This is a genomic window from Paenibacillus glycanilyticus NBRC 16618, assembly GCF_004000805.1.
Taxonomy (GTDB): domain Bacteria; phylum Bacillota; class Bacilli; order Paenibacillales; family Paenibacillaceae; genus Pristimantibacillus; species Pristimantibacillus glycanilyticus.
This window is the reverse complement of sequence record NZ_BILY01000016.1, coordinates 44,528-70,391: the sequence shown is the minus strand read 5'-3', so window position 1 is coordinate 70,391 and position 25,864 is coordinate 44,528. Positions and strand designations below refer to the sequence as shown.

The window sequence follows — 25,864 nt, the reverse complement described above, 5'->3', positions numbered from 1 at the left end:
AAAAGAAAAGGTGAGGGAGCGCAGCGGAAATAACGTACTGGAGAAACGGAGTGTTCGCCTTTGCCCCCGAATTTCATCCGCATTAAGCGGATTACATTCGAAGAAATTCGGGGGCAACAGCGATCGGAAGGACGTTATTTCCGCGCAGCGGCTGCCCATCTTACATCTCTCTAATCTAAGCTAAAGCTGCCACTAAGCGAAGCTACCTCGCCTTAGTAAATCTCTACATCATTAGGATTAGTCCGTCCAACTTCCTTGCTCAATTCATCGAAGGATTTCACTTTGCCATGCGTTGGATGCTGCGTATGCTTACGCTGCTTCCAAGCGTTTTCGCGGCGGTTTTTTGGCGATGTCATGGTCATTCCCTCCCTTCCTAAGCAATAGGTTGGCGCTTTGGGCACCGAATCATGCAGAAGAGAACGCTCATCATAATTTAGGCGAAATAGGTAATCATAACCTGTATTAATGAACGGTGGTGACAACAGTGCCGACGAAAACCAAGGCCAGAAGCTTACCCGAAGGGAAATTGGATCATTACGCGATTAACAAGTTCCAGGATGTGCCCATCCGGCCCACTGTAGAAGCGAACGGCAAAATAATGGAGGAGCTCTTCAAAGACAGCTCGGATATCGTGATGCGCGAATTCGAGATCGAGAATGGTCCCAAGGCGCTGCTCTGCTATGTGGACGGGATGGTTACGACCAGTGCCGTGGATGCGGCGATGAAGGCGCTTATGATCCTTGAGGGCGGCGAGTTTACCATTGACTTGATAACCGAAACTACGCTTCCGGTTGCCCAAGCCTCCAAGATTCAATTCTACAAAGAGCTGCTTACCAACCTGTTGTCGGGCGACAGCGTTCTGTTCGTTGACGGGCAAGACACTGCGGTCTGCCTAGGCCTCAGAGGCGGCATCCGCCGCAGCGTAGCCGAACCCGAGACGGAAACCGTCGTTCGTGGTCCACGCGAGGGCTTTAATGAGCATCTCCGTACGAATACATCGCTTGTGCGAAGCAAGATCAAGTCGCCGCGGCTCAAGATGAAGTCCTTCGTGATCGGAACCGAGACGAATACGAACGTAATCCTTACCTATATGGCCGGAATCGTTAATCCCAAGCTGCTGCAAGAAGTGGAAGACCGCTTAAGCCGGATTCATATCGACGGCGTATTGGAGAGCGGTTATATCGAAGAGTTTGTCCAGGATCAAGGCTTCTCTCCGTTCCCTCAAGTGCAAACGACGGAACGTCCGGACACGGTGGCGGCATCGCTTCTGGAAGGCCGGGTTGCCATCCTTGTAGACGGCACCCCGTTTGCCTTGATCGCTCCGTTTGGCTTCTGGCAGTGGCTGCAGGCAAGCGAGGATTATTATGAGCGGTTTATGTTAGGCACTTTATTGCGATGGTTGAGATTATTCAGTTTGTTTGTCGCCTTGTTTGCCCCGGCATTGTATATCGCGGTTTCTACCTATCATCCGGAGATGATTCCGACCAACCTGCTGCTAAGTATCGCGGCCTCGCGCGAAGCGATTCCTTTCCCCGCCGTCGTGGAAGCATTACTTATGGAGATCGCCTTCGAGGCGCTTCGCGAAGCGGGCGTACGGCTGCCCCGGACTGTCGGTCAGGCCGTCAGTATCCTGGGAGCGCTTGTGGTTGGCCAGGCGGCGGTTCAGGCCGGTATCGTGTCAGCCGCAATGGTTATCGTCGTCTCGATGACAGGTATCGCTTCCTTTACTTTGCCCCGTTACAATGCAGCGATCGCCATCCGGATGCTCCGTTTTCCAATCATGCTGCTCGCTTCGGTCTTTGGCTTGCTTGGCATCATGATCGCGGCAATGGTTGTTGTTGGTCACTTGGCTAAGCTGACGACGTTTGGCATTCCTTATCTGGCCCCGGTTACGCCGGTTGATCTAAGCGATATGAAGGATGTCATGGTTCGCGCGCCTTGGTGGAAGATGCGGAGACGTCCGAAATATTTGACTCCCGACAATCTAGAGCGTCAGCGTCCGCAGCCCGAATAAGCAGGAGAGGAGTATCCTATATCCGTATGAAAATAATCCGATTATGGCGTTTGGCTTCCATCAGCGTATGTGTAGGCATGCTCCTCACGCTGACGGGCTGTTGGGACCGGCGTGAAATTAACGACGTCGCTTTTGTACTGGCAAGCGCCATCGATAAAGAAAACGATAGCTTCAGGGTGAGCGTACTTATACCTCTCCCAGGCAATATGGGGAGCATGGGCGGCGGAGGCGGCTCCGGCGGGCAAAAGCCGTTCGCCATCAAGACCGAAACCGGCAAGACGGTTCGCGAAGCAGTCTCGAAGCTCCAGTTCCGTCTGCCAAGACATCTGTTTTTCGGTCATCGGCGCGTCATTATTATTGGTGAAGACCTGGCAAGGACCGAAGGGGCAAAAACGGTTATCGATGCCTTAACCCGTACGCCTGAAAACCGGTTAACCGCCTACATAGCCATAACAAAAGGCAAAGCGGTGGATGTGCTGAACGCCGATACGCGTCTTGAGCGCTTCTCCGCGGAATCGATGAGGGAGCTTCTTCAATCCGAGGCAAGCGTACGGATTTCCGTGAAGGACATTATCAGCAAAATTATCGCGGTTGGCGAGGATGCCTTTTTCCCCTATATAGAAAAAGTAAAGACAAGGGTGAAAGGCTCCGAGGCGGAGGATGTTCTCATCGAAGGCTTTGCGATGACGCATGACGGTAAAATGACCGGGGTTGCCAAAGGAAGCACGGCAATTGGCGTCCGGCTGCTCAACCAACAATTCCGTAAATACGACGAAACCTTTAATGATCAAGGCAATTACCTTACCGTATCCATCAATGAGGCCAAAATCTCTATTAAACCGATCATTCAGAATGACAATATCACCTTTCGTATTCATTCGAAAGTGAAAGTCAGCGTTAACGAGGACAGGAATCTGAACAGAAACTATGACGATTACGAGCAGCGCAAGCAGATCGAACAACTGGTGACCAAGCGGGTGGTGGAAGACATCAAGCTCGCGCTGGATAGCATGCAGCATGCCAATTGCGATGCCGTCGGATTTGGACTTCACGTATACCGTGCATACCCTCAAATATGGACCAAGCAATACCGCAACGAGTGGGATACGATTTTCCCTAAAATTAAATTCGAAGTTTCCGCAACTGCGAACTTGTACAGGTTCGGGATGACCAGCGAGAATCTGGGAAGGAAGGATCAATAGATGGATTTAGGGTTTATCGTTTTTGTGATCTTTCTAGTGATTGGCACGGCGAAGGTGAAATGGAAAAACATGAAAAACGGATCAAGCAAGGCAATGTTTTTCACAGTGGTGGGTGTCATCGCCCTGTTAATCGTTTTTTGCGTCAACCACAAAATATACTCCATTATGAACATTACCTTCATGCGGGCAATGGTTATGGGCGTTTACGTTCTGATGAGAGGGCAGGGGGTCTAGCATGCAGGACCGGATGAAAGTTACGACCATGCAAATGTCTATGCTGGTTGGATCATTGCTGATTGCTTCCAATATGAACACGATGCCGACGGCTATTACGATGGCTTCCAGTCAAGATGCTTGGTACGCTTATTTGTTTCCGATTCCGTACGGCATCTTTATGGCGTATTTGCTGTGGAGGATGCTGCGCTTCAACCCGGAAAAAAATATGTACGAAATGATGCAGTATTCCTGCGGCAAATGGCTTGGCGGGCTGCTGAACGGCATACTAATCGCGTACCTGACACTGGATTTAATTAGTCAGCTGCGCATATACAGCGACTTTTTCAGCTCCTCTATTCTGCTGCGTACGCCGCAGATTTATATCTTGCTCATGACGATGCTTCTGCTCGCCTATTATGCAGGAGGATCCATGGAGCATTTATTCCGGACGAACGTCGTGTTTATTACGCTGTTCCTGTCCCTGTATGTTCTTACGCCGCTGCTGCTCCTGAACGAGATTGATATGCAGAAGCTGAAGCCGTTTCTAAGCGGTGGAATAGCCCAGCCGTTAAAGGGAGGCATGCTTGCCTTAGGCTCCTTCACGGATTTGATCATATTCGGGTCCTTCCTGCATCATGTGAGGAAGCCGCGCGATATCTACATAGCCATGAAAATGGGGGTCATTTACTCCGCAATGTTTCTGACGATCTGGCTGTTTTGCGTCGTTAGCGTCGTAAGCCCGATCCTTTCCTCAAGGGTGCTCTACATCGGCTGGATTCTGGTGCAGCAGATTCACATTACCGACTTCCTGGACAGAATCGACCTGTTCCTCATCTCGCTTTACGTACCTATTCTGCTGATCAAATTCGCGGCGCTCTACATAGCCATCCTGACGGGAATTGCGTCCTATACGAAGAAAAAGAAATTCGATTTTATCAATTTGCCAATGGGGATCGTCATTACGATACTGGCAGCCATTTCATTCGATAATACGGATGAAGTTTCGTTATTTTACGCTTTTGGCATGCTGCCGTTATCGTTTGGCGTACAGATCCTGTTCCTTGGAAGCTTGTTTATTGGACTTGCCGTCCGGAAGAAAAAGAGTATGCCGCCCGATTTGAATATATCCGGTTACGGAATAGGGGTATGGCTGACGCTGATCGGCGCGATCGTCTCTGTGCTTGCGGGTACGTTGGTCGGCAATATGCGGGGGATTTATGGCGATATAGGAGCCACCTTGTTTATCTGCTTCCTTGTGTTATGCGTCTTTCTGAGCTTCAAGGAGTACAGCAAAGGATTTGCATCAAGAGGGAAAAACAGCTAGAAATGGATAACGGCACCCATAAGTGGGTGCCGTTGGCTTGTGTACCGTATATTTAACCTCGGCGGTTTGTACTTCATGCAGCATCATGCTGACCGCGTGGTTCATATCCCTTGTTAATTGCAACAAGATTTGTGTGAGATGTTCATCTTGCGCATACTCTGGGTTGCTTTGCGTAACGGGCAAAGCAGCTTGTAAGCATACTTTAAAACAACGAAAGCCCTGCCTCTCTTCCGTCCTTGCGGCTCCTAGACCGCGCCAGTGTGAATCAAAGTTCTTACTGTTCGTAAGGATTGGAATTAACAGAAAAAGAAAAATCGAAATTCGAGGAAATCATGAATTTTTCTGTTTTTTGGAGGGATATACAGGGGTTAAATATAACACAACTTTTATAGTATACAATCACTCGCCAGAAAAAGCAAGTAAAAGTAAGAAAATGTTAAGCTAAGTCCATTTGGCTGCCCACAGCTTCATTTGCTTCAAAATCGCATGCAGGTCTTCGCCTTTTGGCGTAAGCGTATATTCAACCGTCACGGGTACGGTAGGGAATACCTGCCGTTCAAGCACGCCTTTTTCCTCCAGGTGGCGAAGCGTACTGGTCAATGCCCGCGGACTAACCGCCGGAATCAGACGTTGAAGTTCACCGAATCTTTTTGTACCGCAGAATAACTCTCTGATCACAAGAAATGCCCATTTGCCGCCTATGACGTCCAGCGTTTTTTCGATATTGCATTCAATTGTTTCGGGTTCTTTCGGAATGTAATTATTCGCGTTCATGATCATTAAAGCTCCTTTCTTTCTTAACGAGCCAAAGTTACCTTCAGTATAGTATATATAATAGAAATAATAAATTAAAAAAACATTCACTACTTTAAAAAGAATACGGACTGCCTTACACTTAGCCTTGAAAGAGATCAGGCGAGGAGGAGTCAACGGATGAAATACAGAAGACTCGGAGGCAGCGGATTAAAGGTTAGCGAGATTGGTCTTGGAAGCTGGCTTACTTACGGCGACGCCACGGAGAAAGATACGGCAAGAGAATGTATCCGGTATGCGTACGAGAACGGGATTAACTTCTTCGATACGGCAAATGCGTATAACCGGGGAGAAGCCGAGAAGGTAATGGGCGAAGCCCTTAAGGAATTCCGGCGCAGCAGCTACGTGCTGGCTACCAAAGTGTATTTTCCGATGGACGCCGGCCCTAATGACCGGGGTTTGTCTCGCAAACATATTATGGAGCAATGCGATGCCAGCTTAAAACGACTCGGCACGGATTATATTGACCTATACCAGTGCCACCGCTATGACGCGGAGACCCCGGTGGAAGAGACTCTTCGTGCATTAGACGATCTGGTTGCCTCCGGCAAAGTTCTCTATGCGGGAATCAGCGAGTGGACGGGCGCGCAAATCACCGATGCGGTTGGAATCGGCAAACGCCTTGGTCTTCGCCCTCTAGTCTCCAACCAGCCGATCTACAATATGATTGAGCGTTACATCGAGAAGGAAGTACTCCCGGTAAGCGAAAGAGAGGGCCTTGGGCAAGTCGTGTTCTCTCCTCTGGCACAGGGCGTGTTGACGGGTAAATACAAACCGGGACAAGCTGCCCCTTCAGACAGCCGCGCGGCTAATGACCGTACGAACTTCGTCATCAATAGCTATATGCGGGAGGATGTACTGGCCTGCGTTCAAAAGCTGGAGCAGCTGGCGGGCGAAATCGGCGGTACCTTATCGCAGTTTGCCCTTGCCTGGGTGCTGCGCCAGCCTGGTGTAAGCTCCGCAATCATCGGCTCAAGCCGGCCTTCGCAAATCAAAGAGAACCTGGGGGCTATCGATCTAGTATTGACGGACGAAGTACTTGCGCGCGCAGATGAAATTCTATCCGAGATTGAAGGGTTTGCTCCGCTTCGTTGAGCAAGTTTCGAATGCATTCCTTCATTTAAATAGGGTATGATGGGTTCAGGTTTAATGAAGGGATGAAAGATAAGATATGAAGCTTGTTTTGCTAAGGGGATACAACTTCTTCTATTTCTCGATGTTTGCGATGTTCCTGTCGTTCCTTCCGTTATATTTCGCGGAGAAAGGGATTACGGCATCGGAGATCGGGGTTATTCTGGGGACGGGAAGCATTATCGGAGTGGTCTCGCAGCCGCTCTGGGGAATGATCAGCGATAAATATAAAACGGTCAAGGCAGTGCTCTTGATCCTGCTCATGGCTTCGATTGGACTTGGGATGGCGTTGTTCTCGATATCGCTAATGCCAGCCGCATTTGCGCTGACGGCGGCAATGTACTTCTTCCTGATGCCGGCCGACCCGTTAACCGAGAGCATGAATTACCGCTTGGCGGAAAGAGCGGGGGTTGGCTTTGGTACCGTCCGGATGTACGGCGCGCTTGGGTATGCTGTCGCTTCCTATATAATAGGCTATATTGGCGACAGGTACGGAATGGGCAGCTTTATGTATCTGTTTGCCGCTTACGGCGTTCTCGCGTTTTTGCTCTGCGCCATGCTGCCCGAAACTCCGGCAGCCGGCAAGCCGGTGGCTTGGCGGGATATGAAGCCCTTCTTCAAGGACAAGCGTACCGTACAATTTCTGCTGCTGGTGCTTCTGATCGCGATCCCGCACCGGATGAACGACAGCTACGTCGGCTTGTACGTGCAAAGCCTTGGCGGCGGGGTAGGGATGGTTGGATTGGCCTGGTTCATAATGACGCTGGCCGAGGTCGCATTCTTCGCTTTAATTAACCGGTTCATCAAGCCGGGCAAGGAACTGCAGGTCATCTCCGTAGCGGCGTTTTTTTATGTGCTTCGTTTTGCCCTGTCGGCCTGGTGGGATAACCCGGTAGCGATTGTATGGCTGCAGCTTTTGCAGGGCGTTTCGTTTGTCCTGTTCTATGCGGCATCCATTCAATATCTGTATACCTTGATTCCGGAGCAGTGGAAAGCGACCGGACAAACGATACTCGCGATGCTGCTGTTCGGGATATCGAGTATTATATCCTCGACGGTGGGGGGCTGGCTCTTTGACTGGATAGGGGGACCTGCCTTGTACGCTTGCATGTCGGCTTTGTCGTTTATCGGGGCTTGCTGCGGACTGCTTATTCAGCGGAATGTGAATCAAATGAAAAGGATCAGGGCAACCTGATCCTTTTTGCATATATAATAGAAGAGATTTTTTTGGAAGTTCATTAATGGGTAGGAATAATGGATTGTCCGTTTTTTTGTTTGGCGCGCATATTATCGTAATCCTTAATCTTTTGCGGCATGATATCTCCGCCCGCAAACTGGTATTTCACGAGGGTATTAAAGTCCTGGAGCCATGGAGTAAGGGAGTGATTCATCCAGGCTTCTTTCGCATATTCGTTAAGTTCGTTCACAAAATCCATGTTGGCCGAAATATGAACTTCCTGGACAGCCGGGGCAAGCTCCCTGACCTTTACGGCTACGGTCTGCTTCAGCTCAGGGGAAAGCATGCTGTGGTCATTTACAGTGAATAGGGAGTTATAGGGCGTGACCAGATGACGGTTATCCCAGCGTTGACTGCCGGTGTCATGATTGTATACGCCCTCGCTTGAACCGCTGCGGTCCTGTTCGTCGGTACGCCCTGCGCTCTTGGTGCCAACGGCCGACCAATCGAGAGCAAGGCCTACATAGGCATTCTTGTCGGTGAGCATTACGATGGCGGTGCCTACGCCGCCAAGCTTGGAAACTTCATTAGACAGCTTATTGCTGTATTCGAAAAAGGCATTGTCATGCTGGCGGGGATTGTTGGCGGAAGAAGTCCCGTACATTTTGCCGCCGAGCATTTTGGCGTCTCCGGCTTTCCGGCTACCGTAATCGTGATCGCTGCTTCTGCTGAGCTTCTCATAACCGCAGGCCGCAGTCATGCTTATCAATAAACAAGAAATCATCAATAATCCGGATACTCGTTTGTTCATGGGTAATCAGCCTCCATTCGGGCAGTTATAGGAATAGGGTTTGTAGGGAACGATGAAATATACACTTTGGCCTCCATACATAATTGACCATGGGTTTGGTGCACAATGTAGGGTAGGGAAACCGTGTTTGATAGCACGTTTTTAATCACTTTGTCAAAGCCGCGAAACCGTGAAAAACCTGAGTTTTTGACAGCTTTGAGAACAATTTGTGAACTCTCTGTGGAACATTGACAAATAAGTACAGCAACTTTATATTTAATTAAGTGATTTAGTTCCAGTAGTTGTCATAACATCTGTGAAACACGCAGTTTGCCGCATTATTACTAAGATGTTAGCATCTGCGAAAACGTCAAAAGTGGGGTTGATTATTGATGAATCGGTGGCAGTTTTTTAGAAAGCTTGCACCGCTTCTGGCCTTGATGGTGCTCGTGCTGTCGGCATGCGGACGAAGTGACTTGTCCACGCTGAGGCCCCAAGGTCCTGTAGCGGAAGAGCAGTTCGGACTGATGAAGCTGGCGATTTCAATCATGCTCATCGTGATTGTGGTCGTGTTTGCGATTTCTTTCTATGTAATTATTCGTTTCCGCAGACGTCCCGGCGACAACACCATTCCGAAACAAGTGGAAGGTAACCATAAGCTGGAGATTATCTGGACGGTCATTCCGATTATCCTGCTGATCATCCTGGGCGTACCAACTATCCAATCGGTATTTAACCTCTCAAAGGATCACACAAAAGATCCGGAGGCGGTTAAGGTTGTTGTAACCGCTCACCAATATTGGTGGGAATTCGAGTATCCTGAACTCGGAATTAAGACTGCACAGGAATTGGTAATTCCTAAAGGCAAGACGATCTCCATCGAAGCGAAATCAGCAGACGTTCTTCACTCGTTCTGGATTCCGTCTCTTGCCGGTAAAATCGATGCTAACCCTGGAGCTAACGTAAACATCATGTACTTCTCGGCTCCAAAAGAAGGCGTTTACTTAGGTAAATGCGCCGAGCTTTGCGGACCTTCGCACGGCTTAATGGACTTTAAAGTAAAATCGGTGGACGAGGCTTCGTTTGACCGTTGGACTGCTGCTTTGCAAGCTCCGGTTGCGCTTCCAAGCGACCCAGCTATTAAAGAAGCATTTGTCAGCAAGTGTCTGACTTGCCACGCCGTAGGCGATCAAGGCGGTCCGGCATTCCCTAACCTGACTGGTATCGGCAGCCGTGAGACTGTCGGTGGTATTCTCGTTAACACTGATGATCCGAAATATTCCAACGAAGGTTCGACTTACGACAACCTGCATCGCTGGATTGAAGATCCGTCGGCTGTAAAACCTGGCACGCTGATGCCTAAGGTTGATCTTACTCAACAAGAGCTTGACGGAATTTCTAAATATTTATCGGAATTGACTCTCGACTATCAACAATAATCATCGGTGATTAAAGGAGGTACCTACCTTGGCTCATGGACATGCGGTTAAACGTTATTCCGGCCTGATGGACTGGCTGACAACGGTTGACCACAAAAAAATCGGTATATTGTATTTAATCGCCGGCGGTTTTTTCTTCCTGGTCGGCGGGTTGGAAGCACTTCTCATTCGGATTCAGCTGTGGAAACCGCTTAACGATTTCGTTAGCGCGGATACATATAACGAGCTGCTTACGATGCACGGTACTACAATGATCTTCCTTGCAGCGATGCCAGTCATCTTCGCATTGATGAACGCTATTGTACCGCTGCAGATTGGCGCGCGCGACGTTGCGTACCCATTCGTAAACGCAATTGGTTTCTGGACTTTCTTCTTTGGCGCAGTCCTGCTGAATGTCAGCTGGTTTACTGGCGCTGCACCAGACGGCGGCTGGACGGCTTACGCACCGCTTTCGGGCACTACATTTAACGGCGACCACGGTTTTGACTATTACGTGCTAGGCTTGCAGATTGCGGGTATCGGTACGCTGGTCGGCGGTATTAACTTCTTGGTAACGATTATTAATATGCGCGCTCCGGGAATGACCTTCATGCGCATGCCGATGTTTACTTGGTCCGTATTCATTACTTCGGCACTGATCCTGTTCGCATTCCCTGCACTGACGGTTGGCCTTGCGGCCCTCATGTTCGACCGCATATTCGACGCAAACTTCTTTGATCCTTCCGGCGGCGGTAATGCCGTTCTCTGGGAGCATATTTTCTGGATCTTCGGGCATCCTGAGGTTTATATCCTGATCCTGCCGGCATTCGGTGTTATCTCCGAAGTTGTCAGCACGTTCTCGCGTAAACGGTTGTTCGGATACAGCTCGATGGTCTTCGCTACGATCCTGATCGGTTTCTTGGGCTTCATGGTATGGGCGCATCACATGTTCACGACAGGTCTTGGACCGGTTGCGAACGGCTTGTTCTCCATTGCAACGATGCTGATCGCGGTACCGACAGGTATCAAGATCTTTAACTGGCTGTTCACGCTGTGGGGCGGTTCGATTACATTCAACGCAGCAAACCTGTTTGCCGTAGGATTTATTCCGACGTTCGTAATGGGCGGTGTAACCGGTGTCATGCTGGCTGCGGCTCCTGCCGACTTCCAGTACCACGACTCCTACTTCGTCGTAGCGCATTTCCACTACGTTATCGTTGGCGGTCTTGTATTGGGTCTCTTTGCCGGTCTTCATTACTGGTGGCCTAAGATGTTCGGCCGCATGCTTAACGAAGGTCTGGCAAAGCTGACGTTCTGGACATTCTTTATCGGCTTCCATCTGACATTCTTCGTACAGCATTTCCTTGGTCTGATGGGTATGCCGCGCCGGATCTGGACTTACCTAGACGGACTTGGCTTTAATCAACTGAACTTAATTAGTACAATCGGCGCTATGCTGATGGGCCTGGGTACGATCTTCTTCCTTCTGAATGTTGTCATTACGGCGTTCAAACCGAAAAACGCAGCAAATGATCCTTGGGAAGATGGCCGTACGCTGGAGTGGACGATCCCTTCGCCGGCTCCGGAATACAACTTCAAGCAAACGCCGCTTGTTCGCGGTTATGATGCATACTGGAAAGAAAAAATGGAAGGTCATAAAGAAATGACTCCGGCTGAACCGATTGGCTCGATTCATATGCCTTCCCCGTCTATTCTGCCATTGTTTATGGCGATCGGCTTGTTTATTACAGGTCTTGGTCTCATGTACTCGCATGGCGAATGGGGTAAAATCGCAGGTATTGAAGCAGGATTCGTTGTAGGCGGTATCGGTCTGATCATTACATTTACATGTATGATTATCCGCTCCCTGATCGATGATCACGGCTTCCATATCGAACCAGAAGAACTGCAAGATAAGGGGGTTAAAGCATGAGTGCACATTCCCATACTGAAGGCCAATTGCCTCATGAGCCTGAAAAAGCAACCCTCGAGGGTCGCAATAAGATTCTTGGTTTCTGGTTATTCCTTGGCGCGGAAACGGTATTGTTCGGAACGCTCTTCTCGGCGTTCCTTGCACTCCGCGATCAAGTGCTTGACGGTCCCAAATCGCAAGAGCTGTTCGAGCTTCCGCTCGTTGCGCTTGCAACCGGCTTGCTCCTGACTTCCTCGCTTACGAGCGTATTCGCAACTCAAGCTCTTCACCTGCAAAAGGTGAAAGCAATGATCGGGTGGCTGGTCATTACGGTCATTCTGGGTCTTGGCTTCCTTGGCCTGGAGATTTACGAGTTCACGAATTACGTTCATGAAGGACATGGATTTACAACGAGCGCATTCAGCTCCTCGTTCTATACATTGGTTGGCTTCCACGGCGCTCACGTAGCGTTTGGTATCGTGTGGATCTCGCTTCTGATCGGACAATTGCTGAAGAAAGGCCTGACGGTTACAACTGCTCCTAAAGCATACGTTGCCGGCATCTACTGGCACTTCATCGACGTTGTCTGGGTATTTATCTTCACCGTCGTTTACCTGATGGGAAAGGTGGGCTAATCCATGGCAAGCAATCATACCACGGAGGAACAACGTCCGGTTCGTCATAAGGTTGAAGGACCTAAGAAACACATCGTTGCCTTTATCTTCTCGATCCTGCTGACATTGATCGCTTTCGCGGCTGTCGCCGGCGGTGAGATTAACACCGACTTCATCTACATCATTCTTATCGGCTGCGCAATCTTGCAAGTATTTGTACAGATGGCGTTCTGGATGCATATGAAGGATCGCGGCCATACGTTCGCGATTATCGGTATCCTGTTTGGCGTATTCGTCGTATTCACGTGTGTCATCATGGCGGAATATTGGGCTTGGTGGTAACGTTATTGCATAATTGAAAAGAGGAGGGTCCCCAATACAGTTACGGGCCCTCCTTTTTTGCAGATATTTGAAAGGAGCTGCCATCGATGCTTGGCTTACAGTATTTCAGCTTTGAAGAGTTGTGGACCCCATGGTTTTTGTTCTTCATGATCGCCGTTGTGATTCTCTACTTCTATCTGATTGGACCATGGCGGGAGAAGCATGCACCGCACGCGGATAAGGCGACAGTCTGGCAGAAAATCATGTTCGTGAGCGCAGCGGTCATGTTCTACCTCGTGCAGGGAGGCCCGTTCAGCTTGCTGGGCCACATGATGTTTACGTTCCATATGATAGACATGTCCGTCTCTTATTTGATTGTGCCGCCAATGCTGCTGCTCTCGGTACCACCTTTTATCTGGCAGAGAATGCTCGCTGCCCAAGGCTGGAAGAAGCTACGCTTTATGACGCATCCGATTGCGGCGATTTTAACGTTTAACATGTTGTTCTCGCTCTATCATGTACCGCTTCTAAACGATTATGTGATGACGCATTTCTGGCTGCACCGGCTTGTTTATTTTATCCTGCTTGTTGCGGCCATGTTGATGTGGGCACAGATCGCGAATCCGGTACCGGAATGGAATCGCCTTACCGATCTGAAGAAGATGGCCTATGTATTTGCCAACGGCGTACTCCTGACGCCGGCTTGTGCTTTTATTATTTTCGCGAGCACGCCGATGTATGCGGTATATAGCAATCCCGATACTTGGGTGAAAGCGATGGGGTATTGCGTAAGCGATCCTTCCCAGCTGCTTACGCTGTTTGATGGACCACAGTTTTTCAACCTTCTGGGAAGCCCGGAGGAGGATCAGCAGCTTGGCGGTATCGTCATGAAGCTGCTGCAAGAGTTCATGTACGGCGTCATTCTGGCTTATATCTTCTTCCACTGGTTCAAACGCGAGCATAAGGATGACGATGTAACAAATGCGACAAATGAAGCGCCAATTGATCTGCCCAACATGAACAAAGGCACGGTATAATAAAGCGGATAATTCTTTTTAGGTGGGATAGCATTGGACAAGTACACAATTTTTCCTACGATCAGTACGAGCTTTATCGTCATAAGCGCGATTCTGGTCGCGATCGGCTGGAATCTGGCTATTAAGCGGAGGCTCGATCAACATAAGAAAGTGATGATTGCCGCGGCTATTGCAGCTCTCATCTTCTTCATCATCTATTCGTCCCGGACCGTACTTGTCGGTAATACGGAATGGGGGGGACCGGATAGCTTAAAGCCTTATTACTTAACCTTCTTGTTGTTCCATATCGTTCTTGCAACGGTAGCAGCCGTATTTGGCATAACAACACTTGTACTGGGCTTCAGGGAGAAATACGCGAAGCACAGGAAGTGGGGAAAAGTCACTTCGGTCATCTGGTTCTTCACGGCGATTACAGGCGTTGCCGTGTATATCCTTCTTTATATGATGTATCCGGGAGGCCATACCAAGCCGGTTATTGATGCGATTTTTGGCTGGTAGGATTGTATTCCTGAAAAGCTAGAGTGTGTCTCAGTTCATGAGTCACACTCTCTTTTTTTGTCAAAATGGTAAAATCTGTTGACTCTTTAGCGTTGCTGTGTATATACTGTGTATAAGGATATACACAGTATAATGACTTTGCTTCGGAAGGAGAGAGGCTTTTGAATTTACGGCAAGGAGCCTGGCATATTGCTAAGCATGAGCTTACGCGGGATTGGGTTGGAATTTTATTTACTTTTTTATTTAGTCTGTATCTAGCTTTGATAACAATTGCGGTCTACAACGATACGGAAAGAATCATGTCTTGGGTGCTCGATATGATCTTTATTGTTACATTCCCAAGCTTGGCATTCGTAATGAACAAGACGACGATGCGTTTCTGGCGGGAGGATACCTTCACCGGCAAGCTGGCCGAATGGCGGACGCTGCCGATTCCGCTCTCCCACCTTGTAATCGGAAGAATGCTTCAGCTGGTTATGGTGCTGGCCTTGGTACTGACGTTATTTTTCACGACTCAATATATACTGGTTGACCGTCTGCATGACCATTTATCTGTCGGAGCTTATCTGTTGTTCGCTTTATTCTGGTATTTTTACGCCCTATCGATGGCTGTCTTGTACGTGTACTTTGAAATCGGTCATACCGGAAAGGCCTACGCGATGTTCTGCTATATCAGCGTTGTTATCTATGCGGCAATTTGCGCGGTGCTTGGTTTTTTCAATGCCGGTATCGTGCTTGGATTGCTGGACGGACTAGAGAAGGGACAATGGTGGTATACCGCAGCCGCATTCCTCGTATGCGTCATTACGATGTACTTGGGCTATATGATTATCAAAAAGCGGCTTAAGAGCCGCCATTATACAAAAAAGATTACGGTAAGCTCCTGATTTGGAAGAAGGTGAGACTGTGTGGCTGCCAATTCATATTAACGAACAAAGCGCGGAACCGCTCTATTATCAGATTGAAGTACAGCTAAGAGCGCTAATCGTAAGCGGGCAGCTGGAAGAAGGAACGTTATTGCCCTCTATCCGGGAGCTGGCGCAGCTGCTCAAATGCAGTGTGATTACGGTGCGTCGGGTTTATCAGGATTTGGAGAATGAAGGGCTGCTCCGGACGAAGCAAGGAACCGGAACCTATGTAGCCCGGATTGAGCAGAATGCGATGGACCGGTACCGTCTTGACGCGGTTACGGAAGCGCTCGAGGCGGCCGTTGAAGCCGGCAAGCTTGTACAATGCACGCGGGAAGAGCTGACGAAGCTGTTCCGGGAAGTGCTGGATCGAAAGTTTGGAGGGTAGAAGATGAACGAAAATGCAATAAGTTTGAAGGAAGTTGAGCTGCAACGGACGCATTTTCAACTGGGACCCATTCAGCTCGAAGTACCAAAGGGTTACGTGACGGCCATCGTAGGGCCTAACGGCTCTGGTAAAAGCTCAACCTTTAAGCTCATTCTGGATTTGATTAAGCCTCAAAAAGGGGTTATCAAGCTTCTGGGTAAAAACATTTCCGAGGATGAAGACTGGCAGACGAAGAGCAGAGTCGGTTTTTTGCCGGAGTTGTTCTCCCCGCATGATAATAGACTGAAGGCTTCTGCCAAGACGGAATTCGTGAAGAAATGGTATCCCGAATGGGATGTGAACCGTTATCAGGAGCTGCTTCGGCTATTTGAAGTCGATGACGGCATCAAGCTTGGCAAAATGTCCAAAGGGATGCGGCGCAAATACGAATTCGCATTAATTCTGTCGCATCACCCGGAGCTGCTTCTCTTGGATGAGCCTTCGTCGGGACTTGACCCGCTGGCTTGGCGGACGATGATTGATGTCCTTCACCGTTACATGGAGCCTGGCGACCGGACGATTCTGATGGCGTCCCATATCGTTGAAGAAGTGAAGCGTCTCGCCGATTATATCGTATTTATGATCCATGGGCGCGTGCTAGGCGTATACGAGAAGGATGAGCTGTTCGGAAGCTGGCATGCCTTCTACGTGCATGGGGAGCAGGTTAACCGCAAGCGGGTTCAAGCTATGCCGGGCCAATGCGGGATTGAGGATACTGGCGGCGGTATGCTCCGCGTTATTACGCGGATGGCTCCGGATGCGGAAGACTGGTGCGGGCAAGAACATATTACGATTACGCACCGGCAGGCTTTGCAGCTGGATGATATTTTGGCCATATTGGTTGAGCAGGAACGGACACGGCTCCGGGCATAATTTATTAGATTAAGAGGGAGGATTTATAGATGAAGCCATTAATAGTAGATCAAGTGCATAAGCAGTACGGTGAGAAGAAGGCGGTTAACGGAATCAGCTTTGAGGTGGAACAAGGGGAAATTTACGGATTGCTTGGAGCCAACGGTGCCGGCAAAACAACAACGATGCGGATGGTGCTGGGACTGATCTATCCGGATGAGGGCAGGATTTTGTACAACGGCCAGCCTTATACGCAAGAGCAACTCAGCATGCTGGGCTACTTGCCGGAAGAACGCGGATTGTATCCGCGCGTTAAGGTAAGCGATCAGCTGATATATCTGGCGCAGCTGCGCGGGATGAACAAGAAGGACGCGGATGCCAACCTGAAGCGTTGGCTGGACCGGTTCGAGGTTCCCGAATATTACGGCAAAAGAGTCGAGGAGCTGTCCAAAGGCAATCAGCAGAAAATCCAGTTTATCGCTTCGGTTATACATCGTCCGCGTATCGTTATTTTGGACGAAGCTTTCAGCGGTCTTGACCCGGTTAACGTGGAGCTGTTGAAGTCTACGGTTAAGGAATTGCGGGATTCCGGAACTACAATGCTGTTCTCGACGCACCGGATGGAGCATGTCGAGGAGTTATGCCGCAACATTACGATTCTTCATCGTTCGAATCCTGTTCTGCAAGGCAGCTTAAGAGACATCAAGAAACGTTACCCGCGGGAGAAGGTTGTTCTTCGCACGGAAGGAGAAGTTACCGGCCTTGAAGGGCTAAGCGGGGTAACCGGTGTGCAAAAGCATGAATACGGCTACGTGGTTGGCATTGCGGAGGAGAGCTCGGCGTCGAATATTTTGCGCCATGCCCTAGAGCAGACGACCATTCACAAGTTCGAGATTATGGAGCCGACATTAAACGAAATCTTTATTAAAGTGGTAGGCGGTGATCTGCATGAATAGTTTCTGGACGGTAGCAGGCTTCACGATGAAGAACAAGTTCAAGGGTAAATCCTTTCTCATTACGACGTTGATCTTTGTCGTCATCTTATGTATTGGTTCAAACCTGCCTTATATTATTTCTTTGTTTGATAAAAATAGCGATAAACCAGCTAACATTGGTTATGCCATTGATGCGCGTGCAGTTGAAGGCACCAAAATCGCGGAGCAGCTGCGCCAAACGTACGCCGGTCAAGACAAGCCGGCAATCAAGCTCATCGAGTATCCGGATACGGGCTCCACGGAGCAGAACGAGAAGACGTTAAAAGCCGCCGTCGCGGATAAGAAAATTAAAGGCTACCTGCTATTTGGTCCCGTCAACGAGACGGGGCTGCCTACCGTAACTTATAAATCCGAGAAGCTGATGGACGAGAAAACGTCGCAGGCGCTGGAGCAGGGCATTCAAATCGTAAAAACCGACATTGTCCTGAAAGACAGCGGATTGACGGATCAGCAAAAATCTATGCTGCTAAATCCAGTTGTTATTAATACGATGCAGATCGCGGCAAGTGATGGTGCAGGCGGAGCGGGCAATGGCAAGACCGAGTCTCAGCAAGGCGTGGATATGGGCTTTGTAACCCTTCTCTTGCTGCTCTTGTTCTTCGGTATTATGGTTTCCGGCCAGATGATTGCCTCGGAAATTACGGCGGAGAAAAGCTCGCGCGTCATGGAGATTATCGTTACTAGCGTATCGCCGCTAAAACAAATGTTTGGCAAAATTTTCGGCATGTTTGTGGTAAGCCTAACGCAAATGGTAGCTTACTTGGTTGTTGTCATTATCAACATCAACCTGCCGCATAACAACTCGGCGTTCATGCAGTATAATATTGATCTTTCGAAGGTGGATCCGCTGCTTCTGGTTTATGGCTTGCTGTTCTATGTAATGGGCTTCCTGTTGTACGCGACTTTATTCGCGGCGGTTGGTTCCATCGTCAGCCGTACCGAGGATCTGGGCCAAGCCGTTATGCCCATTACCATGCTGTCGCTGGCTGGCTTCTACATTACCACGTTCAGCATTTCCAGTCCGGATACGATGCTTGTAAAAGTCACTTCGTTTATCCCGTTCTTCTCGCCGTTCGTCATGCTGCTTCGCGTCGGTCTCGCCAATCCGCCAATCTGGCAGGTTATTGTCTCCATCGCGATCCTGCTCGTAAGCATTTACGCGGCGGGCTGGCTGTCCGCGAAGATTTACCGTACCGGCGTTTTGCTCTACGGTAAGCGTCCAACCTGGAAAGAGTTAAGGAAGGCTATGAAGGCATATAAAGTATAGCAATTATAGGCGGAAAAATTGGGAGTGAGTAAAGGTTATAGATTAGACAGTTTACAAGATAAAATAAGACAATTAAAATCAAAGAAAATGAGCCTCTAGAATCGCTTCTAAGGCTCGTTTTTTCGTTCAGAAAGCCATTTACAAACCCTGATAAAGATTTAGAGTGCCGTAAACATCATTAAGCTATTCCAGCTAATAGCTTGTCAATATTTAATTATTAATGGCATATTCACGAGGTGTTATACTGAAAAAAGGGTATAGCAAATAACCGTCCCTTTAGGCACAGGAAGATATTTCATGTGTTTCTATAGCTTGCTACTTAATCTAAACGGAACGATTCTTTCTTAGTCAAAATGGCAAAGATCCAGTGGATGAGTTTATTTACACAAGCGATTACGGCTACCCTGAACAGCTTTCCCTCAGCACGTTTTTTATCGTAGAACGCTCTTAATTTTTTGTTTCGGTTACTACGAATGCCACATCGCACGGCTTGAAATAGAGCTGAGCGAAGCCTCCTTGAGCCGTGTTTCGTGATTCTATTTTGGGTTGATACAAATTTGCCTGAAGAAAAAACACTTGGATCGACACCAGCGAAAGCTACTAGTTTCTTGGCATGTTCGAACCGATCGATCTCCCCGATCTCTGCTAAGATTGTTGCAGCAATCTTAGTACCAATGCCGGGAATCGATTGGATTAAATCATATTCGAGCAATTCTTCAGCCAGGGCATCTATCGATTTTACGAGGTCTGTTAGATGTTCCTGGTATTGAAGAAGTAATTTAATGAGTAGCTGAATAGAGATTAAATGACTTGGGAATGCCGTCTCTTTAAAAGGGTTACGCTTTGCTGCAGCCATTAGAATTTGAGCACGTTCCAGACACCATAAAGTGGATCGACCGCGTCCAGTAAGGCTTTGGATTGCTGCTGTAACTTCGCTCTCAGTCCTTTCTAGCACATCTTTGGATGTAGAGTACTTGGCCAGCAGTTTAAGTGAAACCTTAGAATACAGGTCACCAAACACGCCGCGATATTCGGGAAAAACCTGATCGAGTATAGCCTGGAATTGCAGTTTCACTTGGACATACATACCAGTTAAAGAATCGTATTGGCGCGTGAGATAGCGCAAATTCATGAGATGCTGGCCACGCTTTTTAATGGGCTCAAACTCTTCTTTATAAAATAGCATTCCGAGCTGAAAGGCATCCGCAGCATCCGTCTTTACCCGTCTAAGATTGGTTTTTTTGGCTTCAAATGAGATTAACGGATTAATGACAATGGTTATATACTGGTGCTCATCCAGAAACTGAACCACAGGGCTATGATAATGACCTGTAGCCTCCATAACAACGGAGGGACGTATTCCAGCAGCAGACTCTACATCTCTAATATAGTCAAGAAAGGATGCTAATCCCTCAAGATTATGCTGGAACTTAAAAAGACCTTACCGTAAGGTAATCCACGTTTTAAAAAGGCTTGTGCATGACTCTCTCCCTTAGAAATATCCACACCAATGACAGGATTCATTTCATCACTCCCAAAGTAAATTCACCGGCAGCCCCTAACCTTCTTGTTGTCCACACTATCGCATGTGATACGGGATCAATGTCCCAACCAGCCTAAACATGGTTTAACAAGTAGGGGGGACGAACAGAATAGCTTACGGGATCCGAGTCCCACGGGCAGTTACGTTCGATCCCCGGCTACTGCAATCTTACGACCCTACAAAAAAGAGGTCGACCAGAAAGATCTGGTGACCTCATAATACGAACGGGCAGTTTAGTGCGAATATAGTGTTTCAGCGTTTTAGGGAATAATAAGAACACATCAAGTTAACATCAACACAATTTCATAAATGAAGACAAGGCTATGCAGGGAAAAGAGGTAACATAATGCCTACATTAAAAGAATTTGATTTAGATATTCCTTATCCTCAACGAGATGGATCACCTGAAGATTATAAAGTGAATTGGAAGCAGAAAAGAGTTCAATTTAGGAATGAGATTCGCTGTATAGCTTCGCTATATGAACGTAATTTTGAGAAATATAAAACGGCGGATACGTGGAAAGTATTAATTGAATGTGTGGATGAAGTTACTGATTCAAGAGTATTAGACTTGCTCGGAGTTTGCACGACTCAGGTGCAATTTAATGTAGATTCATTTTTCTCCATGAGTGATCACCAAAAAAAAGAAACAACATTAGAGTTGCTGAGAAAAGGAATAGATAGAATTGTATCAGAAAAGAATTGGGATCCTTCTCCATTCGCTATAGCATTTGAAGAAATAATTAAAGCAGAGATGAAAAATGAGTGGTTCTGGAGAAAGCCGATTTCAAGTCCTGACAGAAGATTTAAAGCAAGGCTATACATTGTCCACGAAGTAACTGTTGTAAAAGGCTACTTAATTGTCTTCGATAAAACTAATCAAGAGATACTTCGCATTGAAGTTTTTAATGATCGACCAAACGAATGGGCGTATGTGTCTTACCTTGGCAAAATACAGTGGATATCTTCAAAGGAAGTTGCTCTTTTTAACAAAAAAGGCGAGTTAGTCCGCCAAGTTTCGTTATCGAGTGGTTAATCAAATACCAGTACCTTCATTCAACTATCCTTTACTAGTGTATTAGCTGGCAACCCCTTACCTCACAGACTCACAGCATCGCTTGTTATTCGGGATCTAAGTCCCAACCAGCCTAAACATGATCTCTACGAGTAGGGGGCGGACAGTATAGCTCACGGGATCAGCCTCCCAGGAAACGAACGTCCTGCCCAGCCTATCCGTAAGTTTACGCCCCAACAAAAATGAGGTCGACCAGTAAGTTCTGGTGACCTCATAATACGAACGGGACACGATAGTTGAATAGTTAAACTGATTAAGCTGCTGGAACATGATCGGCAGCTTTATTACGTTTAAAGGGCAGTTTAGTTCCATTTCCTGTATAATATCTAAATGTAGATTGGTGAAAAATAGACATTCTTAAGATAATGGGTTGGTGAAAAGTTTGAACTTATTTAAAAAAGTCTTAAACTTTGCAATTATTGTTCTTATAATAATTATCTTATATCTTGCAATTTTCCATGCCCCAACCACGATACTAGAAAGTGCTAAATTTAAAGTAACGTGGGGAAAGTATGCTCTTATATTGCTAATTCTTTTATTTATTAAATCAAGATTAAAGTGATGATAGCTGCTGTGTCCCCTGGAGCTAGGGCAGGTTGCGAGACAAGTATTAAACTTGGCTGACGAGATAAATTCATTAGTCGAACGTTCAACTAACGGTGAACGTTAGTTCAGAATAGTAATACAGCAGCTGATAAGAGGATAAGTTGTTAAAAGTGAGGTATAGGTTTGGAACAGAACAAAATGGAAGTAATAAAAATGAAAAGTAAATATTGTGACAATGACCATTATTGTATAGTAGTTGACGGGATGCCTCTTGACTCGATACTTCAATCTAGGAATCCAGAGGGGGATTACGAAGGCTTGATCCCCACTATTTTAGATTGGATAGATGAACCAAGGGAAAAGTCCCTTGTCTTAAATCGCTATACATCATCGGAACAAATTGTAATGCTGCCAATATTAATGTGTCCAGATGACTGTGACCTATGGTGTACTTTGGTTGTTGTAGAGGTTGTAAAAGAAGGCAATCTCATAAAGTGGAACAGAATTGGGTTGGACAGAAGTATTAGAGAGGAATTAATCAAGGGCTACGAGTGTATAGGAACAAGAGTAGATTGGTTGGCCAATTTTCCAAGCATGACATTTAATCAAGAAGAGTACTACGCTCAGTTAAATAAGTTATTGAGCTAACTGGGAACGCTAGTCTAGCAAGAGCCACTTGCTTACCATTATTACAAGCTAAAACAAGTGGCCTGCGTAACATAATGACAAAGACGACAATTTCTAACTTCTATTCCAACAGATTCTCTATACGGTCAGCACGAATCCAACTCATTTCCTGGATATCGATAATTGTTTTGAAGTTATCAATAAAACTATAACGGTCTTGGAGACTTTCCAATGACTCAATACTGAAGATTTCTTTCAATTTATCAATTTTATTTGCTTCAAAATCAAACAATGCAAAAGTATCCACATCCAGATGCTCAATAAGTTTTTTTAATTGGTCTACCTTGCTATTTTCTTTATAGAATTCCTCGATCATTTTCTCCCGAAAAGCGTCTGAATCAGGATTCACATAGAGCAATTCAATGGATTCTTTATCAGGAAACCGTTCTTGTACATAATTCTGTAATGCTATTTCGTCATTCTCATATGAAAAATCGAAAATAGATTGAACCTTATTCTGATACAGGATAGTAAAGCCCCAACCATGGTCTTCGAAATTATAAAAATAGAGTACTGGTACTTCAGAGGTTATGTTCATTACATCAGCAGGATAGATATCACTAACCTCGGTGTCCTTTGTAAAGAACACGCTCCAATTATCATTAATCGGTTTTATAATCAAGGGATTGGAGGCTTCTACAACTTTTTTATGATAATTCAAAACAAGATTGCCTGCAGTAAATTCACTCATATGTCTTCTCCTTAAATGCCATATTATTGATTAAGTGAATATTTCAATGGTGTTGGACGAATCACCTTCAATAACAGTTAAAAATTCGTTAAGGGTTACTGCCCTAACTGGGAACTATAGCTCAACAACACGGTAGCAGCCGGTATATAAAGATCGGCTGCTTTTTGCTGAACTAATGGGCAGGTTACAGGAACAAATTGTAGTATTGGGATGGTACTTCATTCATGGTAAATTTGTAGAGCAAAAGCATTATCATGAAGTGGAGTATAAATCATGAACAAACTTAAACTTGTAGTTGTTTCATTTATTGGATTCTTTATTGGGATAGCTGCTGTATTATTAATATTGATATCTAAAGTATTCCTCCTACAGGTATTTCAGCATTTAATAGGATAACCCGGACTATTTTAGTTCAAAAAAACAGCGGCCTAGGCTGTTGTTTTTTTGAATTAAAGGGCAGGATTGTTTAATGGTGCTAAGTGGTTATAAAAATTATTAACTTGTTTATTACTTCGAGCGATGAGAAACTTATAGTTGTTTTGATCGACATGGGAGGGAAACACTGAATTGGTTTACATTCAATTTCTTATCATTCTCTCTGTTGGATTATTAATGACCATAAAACCTGATGTCATTTGGACAATAAAAGAGAGCTGGAAGTCAAATGATGCGACCGAACCTTCTGATCGTTATATTTTGATAACGAGGATTGGTGGTGTCTTACTTATTATTCTAAGTTTAATTATTGTAATTGCTTATCAGTTTATATGAGATTATTTATGAAGTCATACACAGATTGCCTAATTTGTTGCCTCTTGCACTAACTGGGAACATTAGTTCAAAACAACAAAATGGCAGCAGATCGTGCTCAAAGGTAATCCTTCATTGGCAAACTGTAGATAAAGGATCTGGTCTCAATAGTATCTATAAAAACACTGAATATCTCAATTGTATATATGAAGTCTCAGTAGCAGCTATAAATTGTCTTGGATTCAGCATGTTTTAGGCTCACTCGTAACTGTCACTCACAAAACAAATCAGACTGCAAATCATGCAATCTGATTTGTTTTATTATCGAGCTCTTCTGTGGTCCGAGTAACACTTCCGCTTTGCCTATAATATGATGAGTCTAGAAAGCTAAAGAGGTGAGTCAATGGCAGTTGTAAAAGCCAGGAGTCGCGATATCGATATGTTGGCAAGGTTACTCCGCGCTGAAGCTGAGACCGAAGGCGAAATGGGCATGCTGCTTGTTGGAAATGTCGGCATTAACCGTATAAGAGGAAATTGCTCCGATTTTAAAAATATCCGGACAATTCCCCAAATGATTGAGCAGCCTCATGCATTCGAAGCATTGCAGCATAGTTTGTACTATCAGGGTGCGAGGGACAGGGAACGCCGTCTGGCGCAACGGGCAGTGAATGGGGAGCGGAATTGGCCGGGAGAATTCTCCCTATGGTATTTCCGTCCGGGATCGTTCGAGAATCCCGGACCATGCCCGGATACCTGGTACGATCAGCCGCTCGTAGGACGCTGGAAGAAGCATTGCTTCTATCAACCTACCGTGAAGGAATGCGAAAATATATATAATACGTAATTAGCTCATAAGGAATTCTTAATCTCATTTAGGCCGCGTAAATCGCGGCTTTTTTTGTTTTCTATTGCGCAGTCAAAATTTGCGGACCTTCGGCCGTAATGGCAATAGTATGCTCGTATTGAGCGGCAAGCTTATGGTCCAACGTTCGAGCGGTCCATCCGTCGGAATCGATTGTCATCAAGTAGGTGCCTTCGGTGATCATGGGCTCAATCGTGAACACCATGCCTTCCTTGATACGGGGGCCTTTTCCGGGCTTGCCGACATGCATATAAGTCGGCTCCTCGTGCAGGTTACGGCCGATACCATGGGCGAGTAGGTCGCGCACGACGCCGAAACCGTGTGATTCCGCATGCCGCTGAATCGCGCTCGTCACGTCGCCGAGCCGATTGCCTGGCAGCGCCTGCTCGATGCCCAGGTCAAGGCATTCCTTCGTGACACGCATCAACTTCTCGGCTATCGGGGAGATTTGCCCGACCGCGTAACTCCAGGCCGAATCGCCGAGCCAGCCATCGAGCTCAGCGACCGTGTCGATCGTGACAATATCGCCTTCCTCAAGCGGTTTATTGCTAGGGAAGCCATGCGCGATCACATCGTTCGCGGAGGCACAGGTCGCGTACGGATAGCCTTTATAGCCTTTTTGGTAGGGCCTTGCGCCGTGCTTCCGCATAATTTCCTCGAATATGCGCTCAATCTCGTTGGTGGTAATACCCGGTTTGATAAGCGGGGCAATTGTACGATGGCACTCAGCCACCACTTGGCATGCCTTGCGGATAGCCTCGATTTCATGCATGCTTTTTAAAATGACCATGTTC

26 protein-coding genes and 1 pseudogene are annotated in these 25,864 nt (G+C 46.9%); 21 read left to right on the top strand and 6 right to left on the bottom strand.

The features are described from left to right. Positions 1-212: 212 nt before the first annotated feature. Positions 213-356, bottom strand: coding sequence for a DUF6254 family protein (locus PGL01S_RS30835; protein ID WP_164775478.1), 144 nt, complete (start codon positions 354-356; stop codon positions 213-215). Positions 357-484: 128 nt separating this feature from the next. On the opposite strand from PGL01S_RS30835, the gene PGL01S_RS14705 reads away from it, so the two are divergent. The 4 genes from PGL01S_RS14705 to PGL01S_RS14690 are packed head-to-tail and all read left to right on the top strand — an operon-like array spanning position 485 to position 4,756. Next, the gene (locus tag PGL01S_RS14705) at positions 485-2,014 is read left to right on the top strand and encodes a spore germination protein (RefSeq protein ID WP_127495369.1); all 1,530 of its coding nucleotides are present in this window, start codon (positions 485-487) and stop codon (positions 2,012-2,014) included. A 26-nt stretch (positions 2,015-2,040) separates the two neighbouring features. After that, positions 2,041-3,216, top strand: a complete 1,176-nt coding sequence (locus PGL01S_RS14700) for a Ger(x)C family spore germination protein (protein WP_127495368.1) — start codon at positions 2,041-2,043, stop codon at positions 3,214-3,216. Continuing rightward, the gene (locus PGL01S_RS14695; protein ID WP_127495367.1) at positions 3,217-3,450 is read left to right on the top strand and encodes a hypothetical protein; all 234 of its coding nucleotides are present in this window, start codon (positions 3,217-3,219) and stop codon (positions 3,448-3,450) included. A 1-nt stretch (position 3,451) separates the two neighbouring features. After that, a complete protein-coding gene (locus tag PGL01S_RS14690) occupies positions 3,452-4,756 on the top strand; it encodes a GerAB/ArcD/ProY family transporter (RefSeq protein ID WP_127495366.1) in 1,305 nt (434 codons plus the stop codon). Between the two features lie 441 nt (positions 4,757-5,197). Here the strand turns inward: PGL01S_RS14690 and PGL01S_RS14685 are convergent, their stop codons facing one another. Next, on the bottom strand, positions 5,198-5,536 hold the full coding sequence (locus PGL01S_RS14685; RefSeq protein ID WP_127495365.1) for a winged helix-turn-helix transcriptional regulator: 339 nt from the start codon (positions 5,534-5,536) through the stop codon (positions 5,198-5,200). Positions 5,537-5,689: 153 nt separating this feature from the next. Between PGL01S_RS14685 and PGL01S_RS14680 the strand changes: the two genes are divergently transcribed. Together PGL01S_RS14680 and PGL01S_RS14675 are read left to right on the top strand one after the other, a co-directional pair. Next, positions 5,690-6,664, top strand: coding sequence for an aldo/keto reductase family protein (locus tag PGL01S_RS14680; RefSeq protein ID WP_127495364.1), 975 nt, complete (start codon positions 5,690-5,692; stop codon positions 6,662-6,664). A gap of 76 nt (positions 6,665-6,740) precedes the next feature. Continuing rightward, positions 6,741-7,895 carry an MFS transporter gene (locus tag PGL01S_RS14675; protein WP_127495363.1) on the top strand — a complete coding sequence of 385 codons (1,155 nt, stop codon included), beginning with the start codon at positions 6,741-6,743 and terminating at the stop codon, positions 7,893-7,895. Positions 7,896-7,938: 43 nt separating this feature from the next. Here the strand turns inward: PGL01S_RS14675 and PGL01S_RS14670 are convergent, their stop codons facing one another. Then, positions 7,939-8,688, bottom strand: coding sequence for a hypothetical protein (locus tag PGL01S_RS14670; protein ID WP_127495362.1), 750 nt, complete (start codon positions 8,686-8,688; stop codon positions 7,939-7,941). Positions 8,689-9,059: 371 nt separating this feature from the next. On the opposite strand from PGL01S_RS14670, the gene coxB reads away from it, so the two are divergent. From coxB to PGL01S_RS14615, 11 genes are all read left to right on the top strand, one after another. After that, on the top strand, positions 9,060-10,106 hold the full coding sequence (gene coxB / locus PGL01S_RS14665; RefSeq protein ID WP_015846853.1) for a cytochrome c oxidase subunit II: 1,047 nt from the start codon (positions 9,060-9,062) through the stop codon (positions 10,104-10,106). A gap of 67 nt (positions 10,107-10,173) precedes the next feature. Then, entirely contained in the window at positions 10,174-12,018 is a 1,845-nt protein-coding gene (gene ctaD / locus PGL01S_RS14660) for a cytochrome c oxidase subunit I (protein WP_127495434.1), read from the top strand. Beyond that, positions 12,015-12,632 carry a cytochrome (ubi)quinol oxidase subunit III gene (locus PGL01S_RS14655; RefSeq protein ID WP_127495361.1) on the top strand — a complete coding sequence of 206 codons (618 nt, stop codon included), beginning with the start codon at positions 12,015-12,017 and terminating at the stop codon, positions 12,630-12,632. The genes ctaD and PGL01S_RS14655 overlap by 4 nt, the downstream gene beginning before the upstream one ends. A 3-nt stretch (positions 12,633-12,635) precedes the next feature. Next, positions 12,636-12,953: a cytochrome C oxidase subunit IV family protein gene (locus tag PGL01S_RS14650; RefSeq protein WP_015846850.1), complete on the top strand. Its 318-nt coding sequence runs from the start codon at positions 12,636-12,638 to the stop codon at positions 12,951-12,953. A gap of 86 nt (positions 12,954-13,039) precedes the next feature. Beyond that, positions 13,040-13,969, top strand: a complete 930-nt coding sequence (gene ctaG / locus PGL01S_RS14645; protein WP_127495360.1) for a cytochrome c oxidase assembly factor CtaG — start codon at positions 13,040-13,042, stop codon at positions 13,967-13,969. 33 nt (positions 13,970-14,002) lie between these two features. After that, positions 14,003-14,467 (top strand): DUF420 domain-containing protein, encoded by a 465-nt coding sequence (locus PGL01S_RS14640; RefSeq protein ID WP_015846848.1) that lies wholly within the window; start codon positions 14,003-14,005, stop codon positions 14,465-14,467. Positions 14,468-14,628: 161 nt separating this feature from the next. Then, positions 14,629-15,354 carry a hypothetical protein gene (locus tag PGL01S_RS14635; protein ID WP_127495359.1) on the top strand — a complete coding sequence of 242 codons (726 nt, stop codon included), beginning with the start codon at positions 14,629-14,631 and terminating at the stop codon, positions 15,352-15,354. A gap of 19 nt (positions 15,355-15,373) precedes the next feature. Continuing rightward, on the top strand, positions 15,374-15,763 hold the full coding sequence (locus PGL01S_RS14630; protein WP_127495358.1) for a GntR family transcriptional regulator: 390 nt from the start codon (positions 15,374-15,376) through the stop codon (positions 15,761-15,763). A 3-nt stretch (positions 15,764-15,766) separates the two neighbouring features. Further along, the gene (locus PGL01S_RS14625) at positions 15,767-16,675 is read left to right on the top strand and encodes an ABC transporter ATP-binding protein (RefSeq protein ID WP_127495357.1); all 909 of its coding nucleotides are present in this window, start codon (positions 15,767-15,769) and stop codon (positions 16,673-16,675) included. 29 nt (positions 16,676-16,704) lie between these two features. After that, positions 16,705-17,610 (top strand): ABC transporter ATP-binding protein, encoded by a 906-nt coding sequence (locus PGL01S_RS14620; RefSeq protein ID WP_127495356.1) that lies wholly within the window; start codon positions 16,705-16,707, stop codon positions 17,608-17,610. Next, entirely contained in the window at positions 17,603-18,916 is a 1,314-nt protein-coding gene (locus PGL01S_RS14615; RefSeq protein WP_127495355.1) for an ABC transporter permease, read from the top strand. The genes PGL01S_RS14620 and PGL01S_RS14615 overlap by 8 nt, the downstream gene beginning before the upstream one ends. A gap of 319 nt (positions 18,917-19,235) precedes the next feature. Here PGL01S_RS14615 and PGL01S_RS14610 read toward each other — a convergent pair. Next, positions 19,236-20,440 (bottom strand): annotated as a pseudogene (locus PGL01S_RS14610) (IS110 family RNA-guided transposase). Positions 20,441-20,805: 365 nt separating this feature from the next. Between PGL01S_RS14610 and PGL01S_RS14605 the strand changes: the two are divergent. Both PGL01S_RS14605 and PGL01S_RS14600 read left to right on the top strand, forming a co-directional pair. Further along, on the top strand, positions 20,806-21,495 hold the full coding sequence (locus tag PGL01S_RS14605; protein WP_127495354.1) for a hypothetical protein: 690 nt from the start codon (positions 20,806-20,808) through the stop codon (positions 21,493-21,495). A gap of 768 nt (positions 21,496-22,263) precedes the next feature. Beyond that, entirely contained in the window at positions 22,264-22,728 is a 465-nt protein-coding gene (locus PGL01S_RS14600; RefSeq protein ID WP_127495353.1) for a hypothetical protein, read from the top strand. Positions 22,729-22,828: 100 nt separating this feature from the next. Here the strand turns inward: PGL01S_RS14600 and PGL01S_RS14595 are convergent, their stop codons facing one another. Next, entirely contained in the window at positions 22,829-23,458 is a 630-nt protein-coding gene (locus tag PGL01S_RS14595) for a hypothetical protein (protein ID WP_127495352.1), read from the bottom strand. Between the two features lie 567 nt (positions 23,459-24,025). Here PGL01S_RS14595 and PGL01S_RS31610 point away from each other — a divergent pair. Together PGL01S_RS31610 and PGL01S_RS14585 are read left to right on the top strand one after the other, a co-directional pair. Continuing rightward, complete coding sequence (locus tag PGL01S_RS31610) at positions 24,026-24,229, top strand: DUF6199 family natural product biosynthesis protein (RefSeq protein ID WP_127495351.1); 204 nt, start codon at positions 24,026-24,028, stop codon at positions 24,227-24,229. A gap of 382 nt (positions 24,230-24,611) precedes the next feature. Further along, positions 24,612-25,052, top strand: a complete 441-nt coding sequence (locus PGL01S_RS14585; RefSeq protein ID WP_127495350.1) for a cell wall hydrolase — start codon at positions 24,612-24,614, stop codon at positions 25,050-25,052. Positions 25,053-25,113: 61 nt separating this feature from the next. Here PGL01S_RS14585 and map read toward each other — a convergent pair whose 3' ends face one another. Beyond that, positions 25,114-25,860 carry a type I methionyl aminopeptidase gene (gene map / locus PGL01S_RS14580; protein ID WP_127495349.1) on the bottom strand — a complete coding sequence of 249 codons (747 nt, stop codon included), beginning with the start codon at positions 25,858-25,860 and terminating at the stop codon, positions 25,114-25,116. Between the last annotated feature and the right edge of the window lie 4 nt (positions 25,861-25,864).

Excerpts from the sequence above, each read along its gene's own strand:
- PGL01S_RS30835 (WP_164775478.1), bottom strand. The coding sequence starts at position 356 with ATGACATCGCCAAAAAACCGCCGCGAAAACGCTTGGAAGCAGCGTAAG.
- PGL01S_RS14700 (WP_127495368.1), top strand. The coding sequence starts at position 2,041 with ATGAAAATAATCCGATTATGGCGTTTGGCTTCCATCAGCGTATGTGTA.
- PGL01S_RS14695 (WP_127495367.1), top strand. The coding sequence starts at position 3,217 with ATGGATTTAGGGTTTATCGTTTTTGTGATCTTTCTAGTGATTGGCACG.
- PGL01S_RS14690 (WP_127495366.1), top strand. The coding sequence starts at position 3,452 with ATGCAGGACCGGATGAAAGTTACGACCATGCAAATGTCTATGCTGGTT.
- PGL01S_RS14685 (WP_127495365.1), bottom strand. The coding sequence starts at position 5,536 with ATGATCATGAACGCGAATAATTACATTCCGAAAGAACCCGAAACAATT.
- PGL01S_RS14680 (WP_127495364.1), top strand. The coding sequence starts at position 5,690 with ATGAAATACAGAAGACTCGGAGGCAGCGGATTAAAGGTTAGCGAGATT.
- PGL01S_RS14675 (WP_127495363.1), top strand. The coding sequence starts at position 6,741 with ATGAAGCTTGTTTTGCTAAGGGGATACAACTTCTTCTATTTCTCGATG.
- PGL01S_RS14670 (WP_127495362.1), bottom strand. The coding sequence starts at position 8,688 with ATGAACAAACGAGTATCCGGATTATTGATGATTTCTTGTTTATTGATA.
- coxB (WP_015846853.1), top strand. The coding sequence starts at position 9,060 with ATGAATCGGTGGCAGTTTTTTAGAAAGCTTGCACCGCTTCTGGCCTTG.
- ctaD (WP_127495434.1), top strand. The coding sequence starts at position 10,174 with ATGGACTGGCTGACAACGGTTGACCACAAAAAAATCGGTATATTGTAT.
- PGL01S_RS14655 (WP_127495361.1), top strand. The coding sequence starts at position 12,015 with ATGAGTGCACATTCCCATACTGAAGGCCAATTGCCTCATGAGCCTGAA.
- PGL01S_RS14650 (WP_015846850.1), top strand. The coding sequence starts at position 12,636 with ATGGCAAGCAATCATACCACGGAGGAACAACGTCCGGTTCGTCATAAG.
- ctaG (WP_127495360.1), top strand. The coding sequence starts at position 13,040 with ATGCTTGGCTTACAGTATTTCAGCTTTGAAGAGTTGTGGACCCCATGG.
- PGL01S_RS14625 (WP_127495357.1), top strand. The coding sequence starts at position 15,767 with ATGAACGAAAATGCAATAAGTTTGAAGGAAGTTGAGCTGCAACGGACG.
- PGL01S_RS14620 (WP_127495356.1), top strand. The coding sequence starts at position 16,705 with ATGAAGCCATTAATAGTAGATCAAGTGCATAAGCAGTACGGTGAGAAG.
- PGL01S_RS14615 (WP_127495355.1), top strand. The coding sequence starts at position 17,603 with ATGAATAGTTTCTGGACGGTAGCAGGCTTCACGATGAAGAACAAGTTC.
- PGL01S_RS14605 (WP_127495354.1), top strand. The coding sequence starts at position 20,806 with ATGCCTACATTAAAAGAATTTGATTTAGATATTCCTTATCCTCAACGA.
- PGL01S_RS14595 (WP_127495352.1), bottom strand. The coding sequence starts at position 23,458 with ATGAGTGAATTTACTGCAGGCAATCTTGTTTTGAATTATCATAAAAAA.
- PGL01S_RS14585 (WP_127495350.1), top strand. The coding sequence starts at position 24,612 with ATGGCAGTTGTAAAAGCCAGGAGTCGCGATATCGATATGTTGGCAAGG.
- map (WP_127495349.1), bottom strand. The coding sequence starts at position 25,860 with ATGGTCATTTTAAAAAGCATGCATGAAATCGAGGCTATCCGCAAGGCA.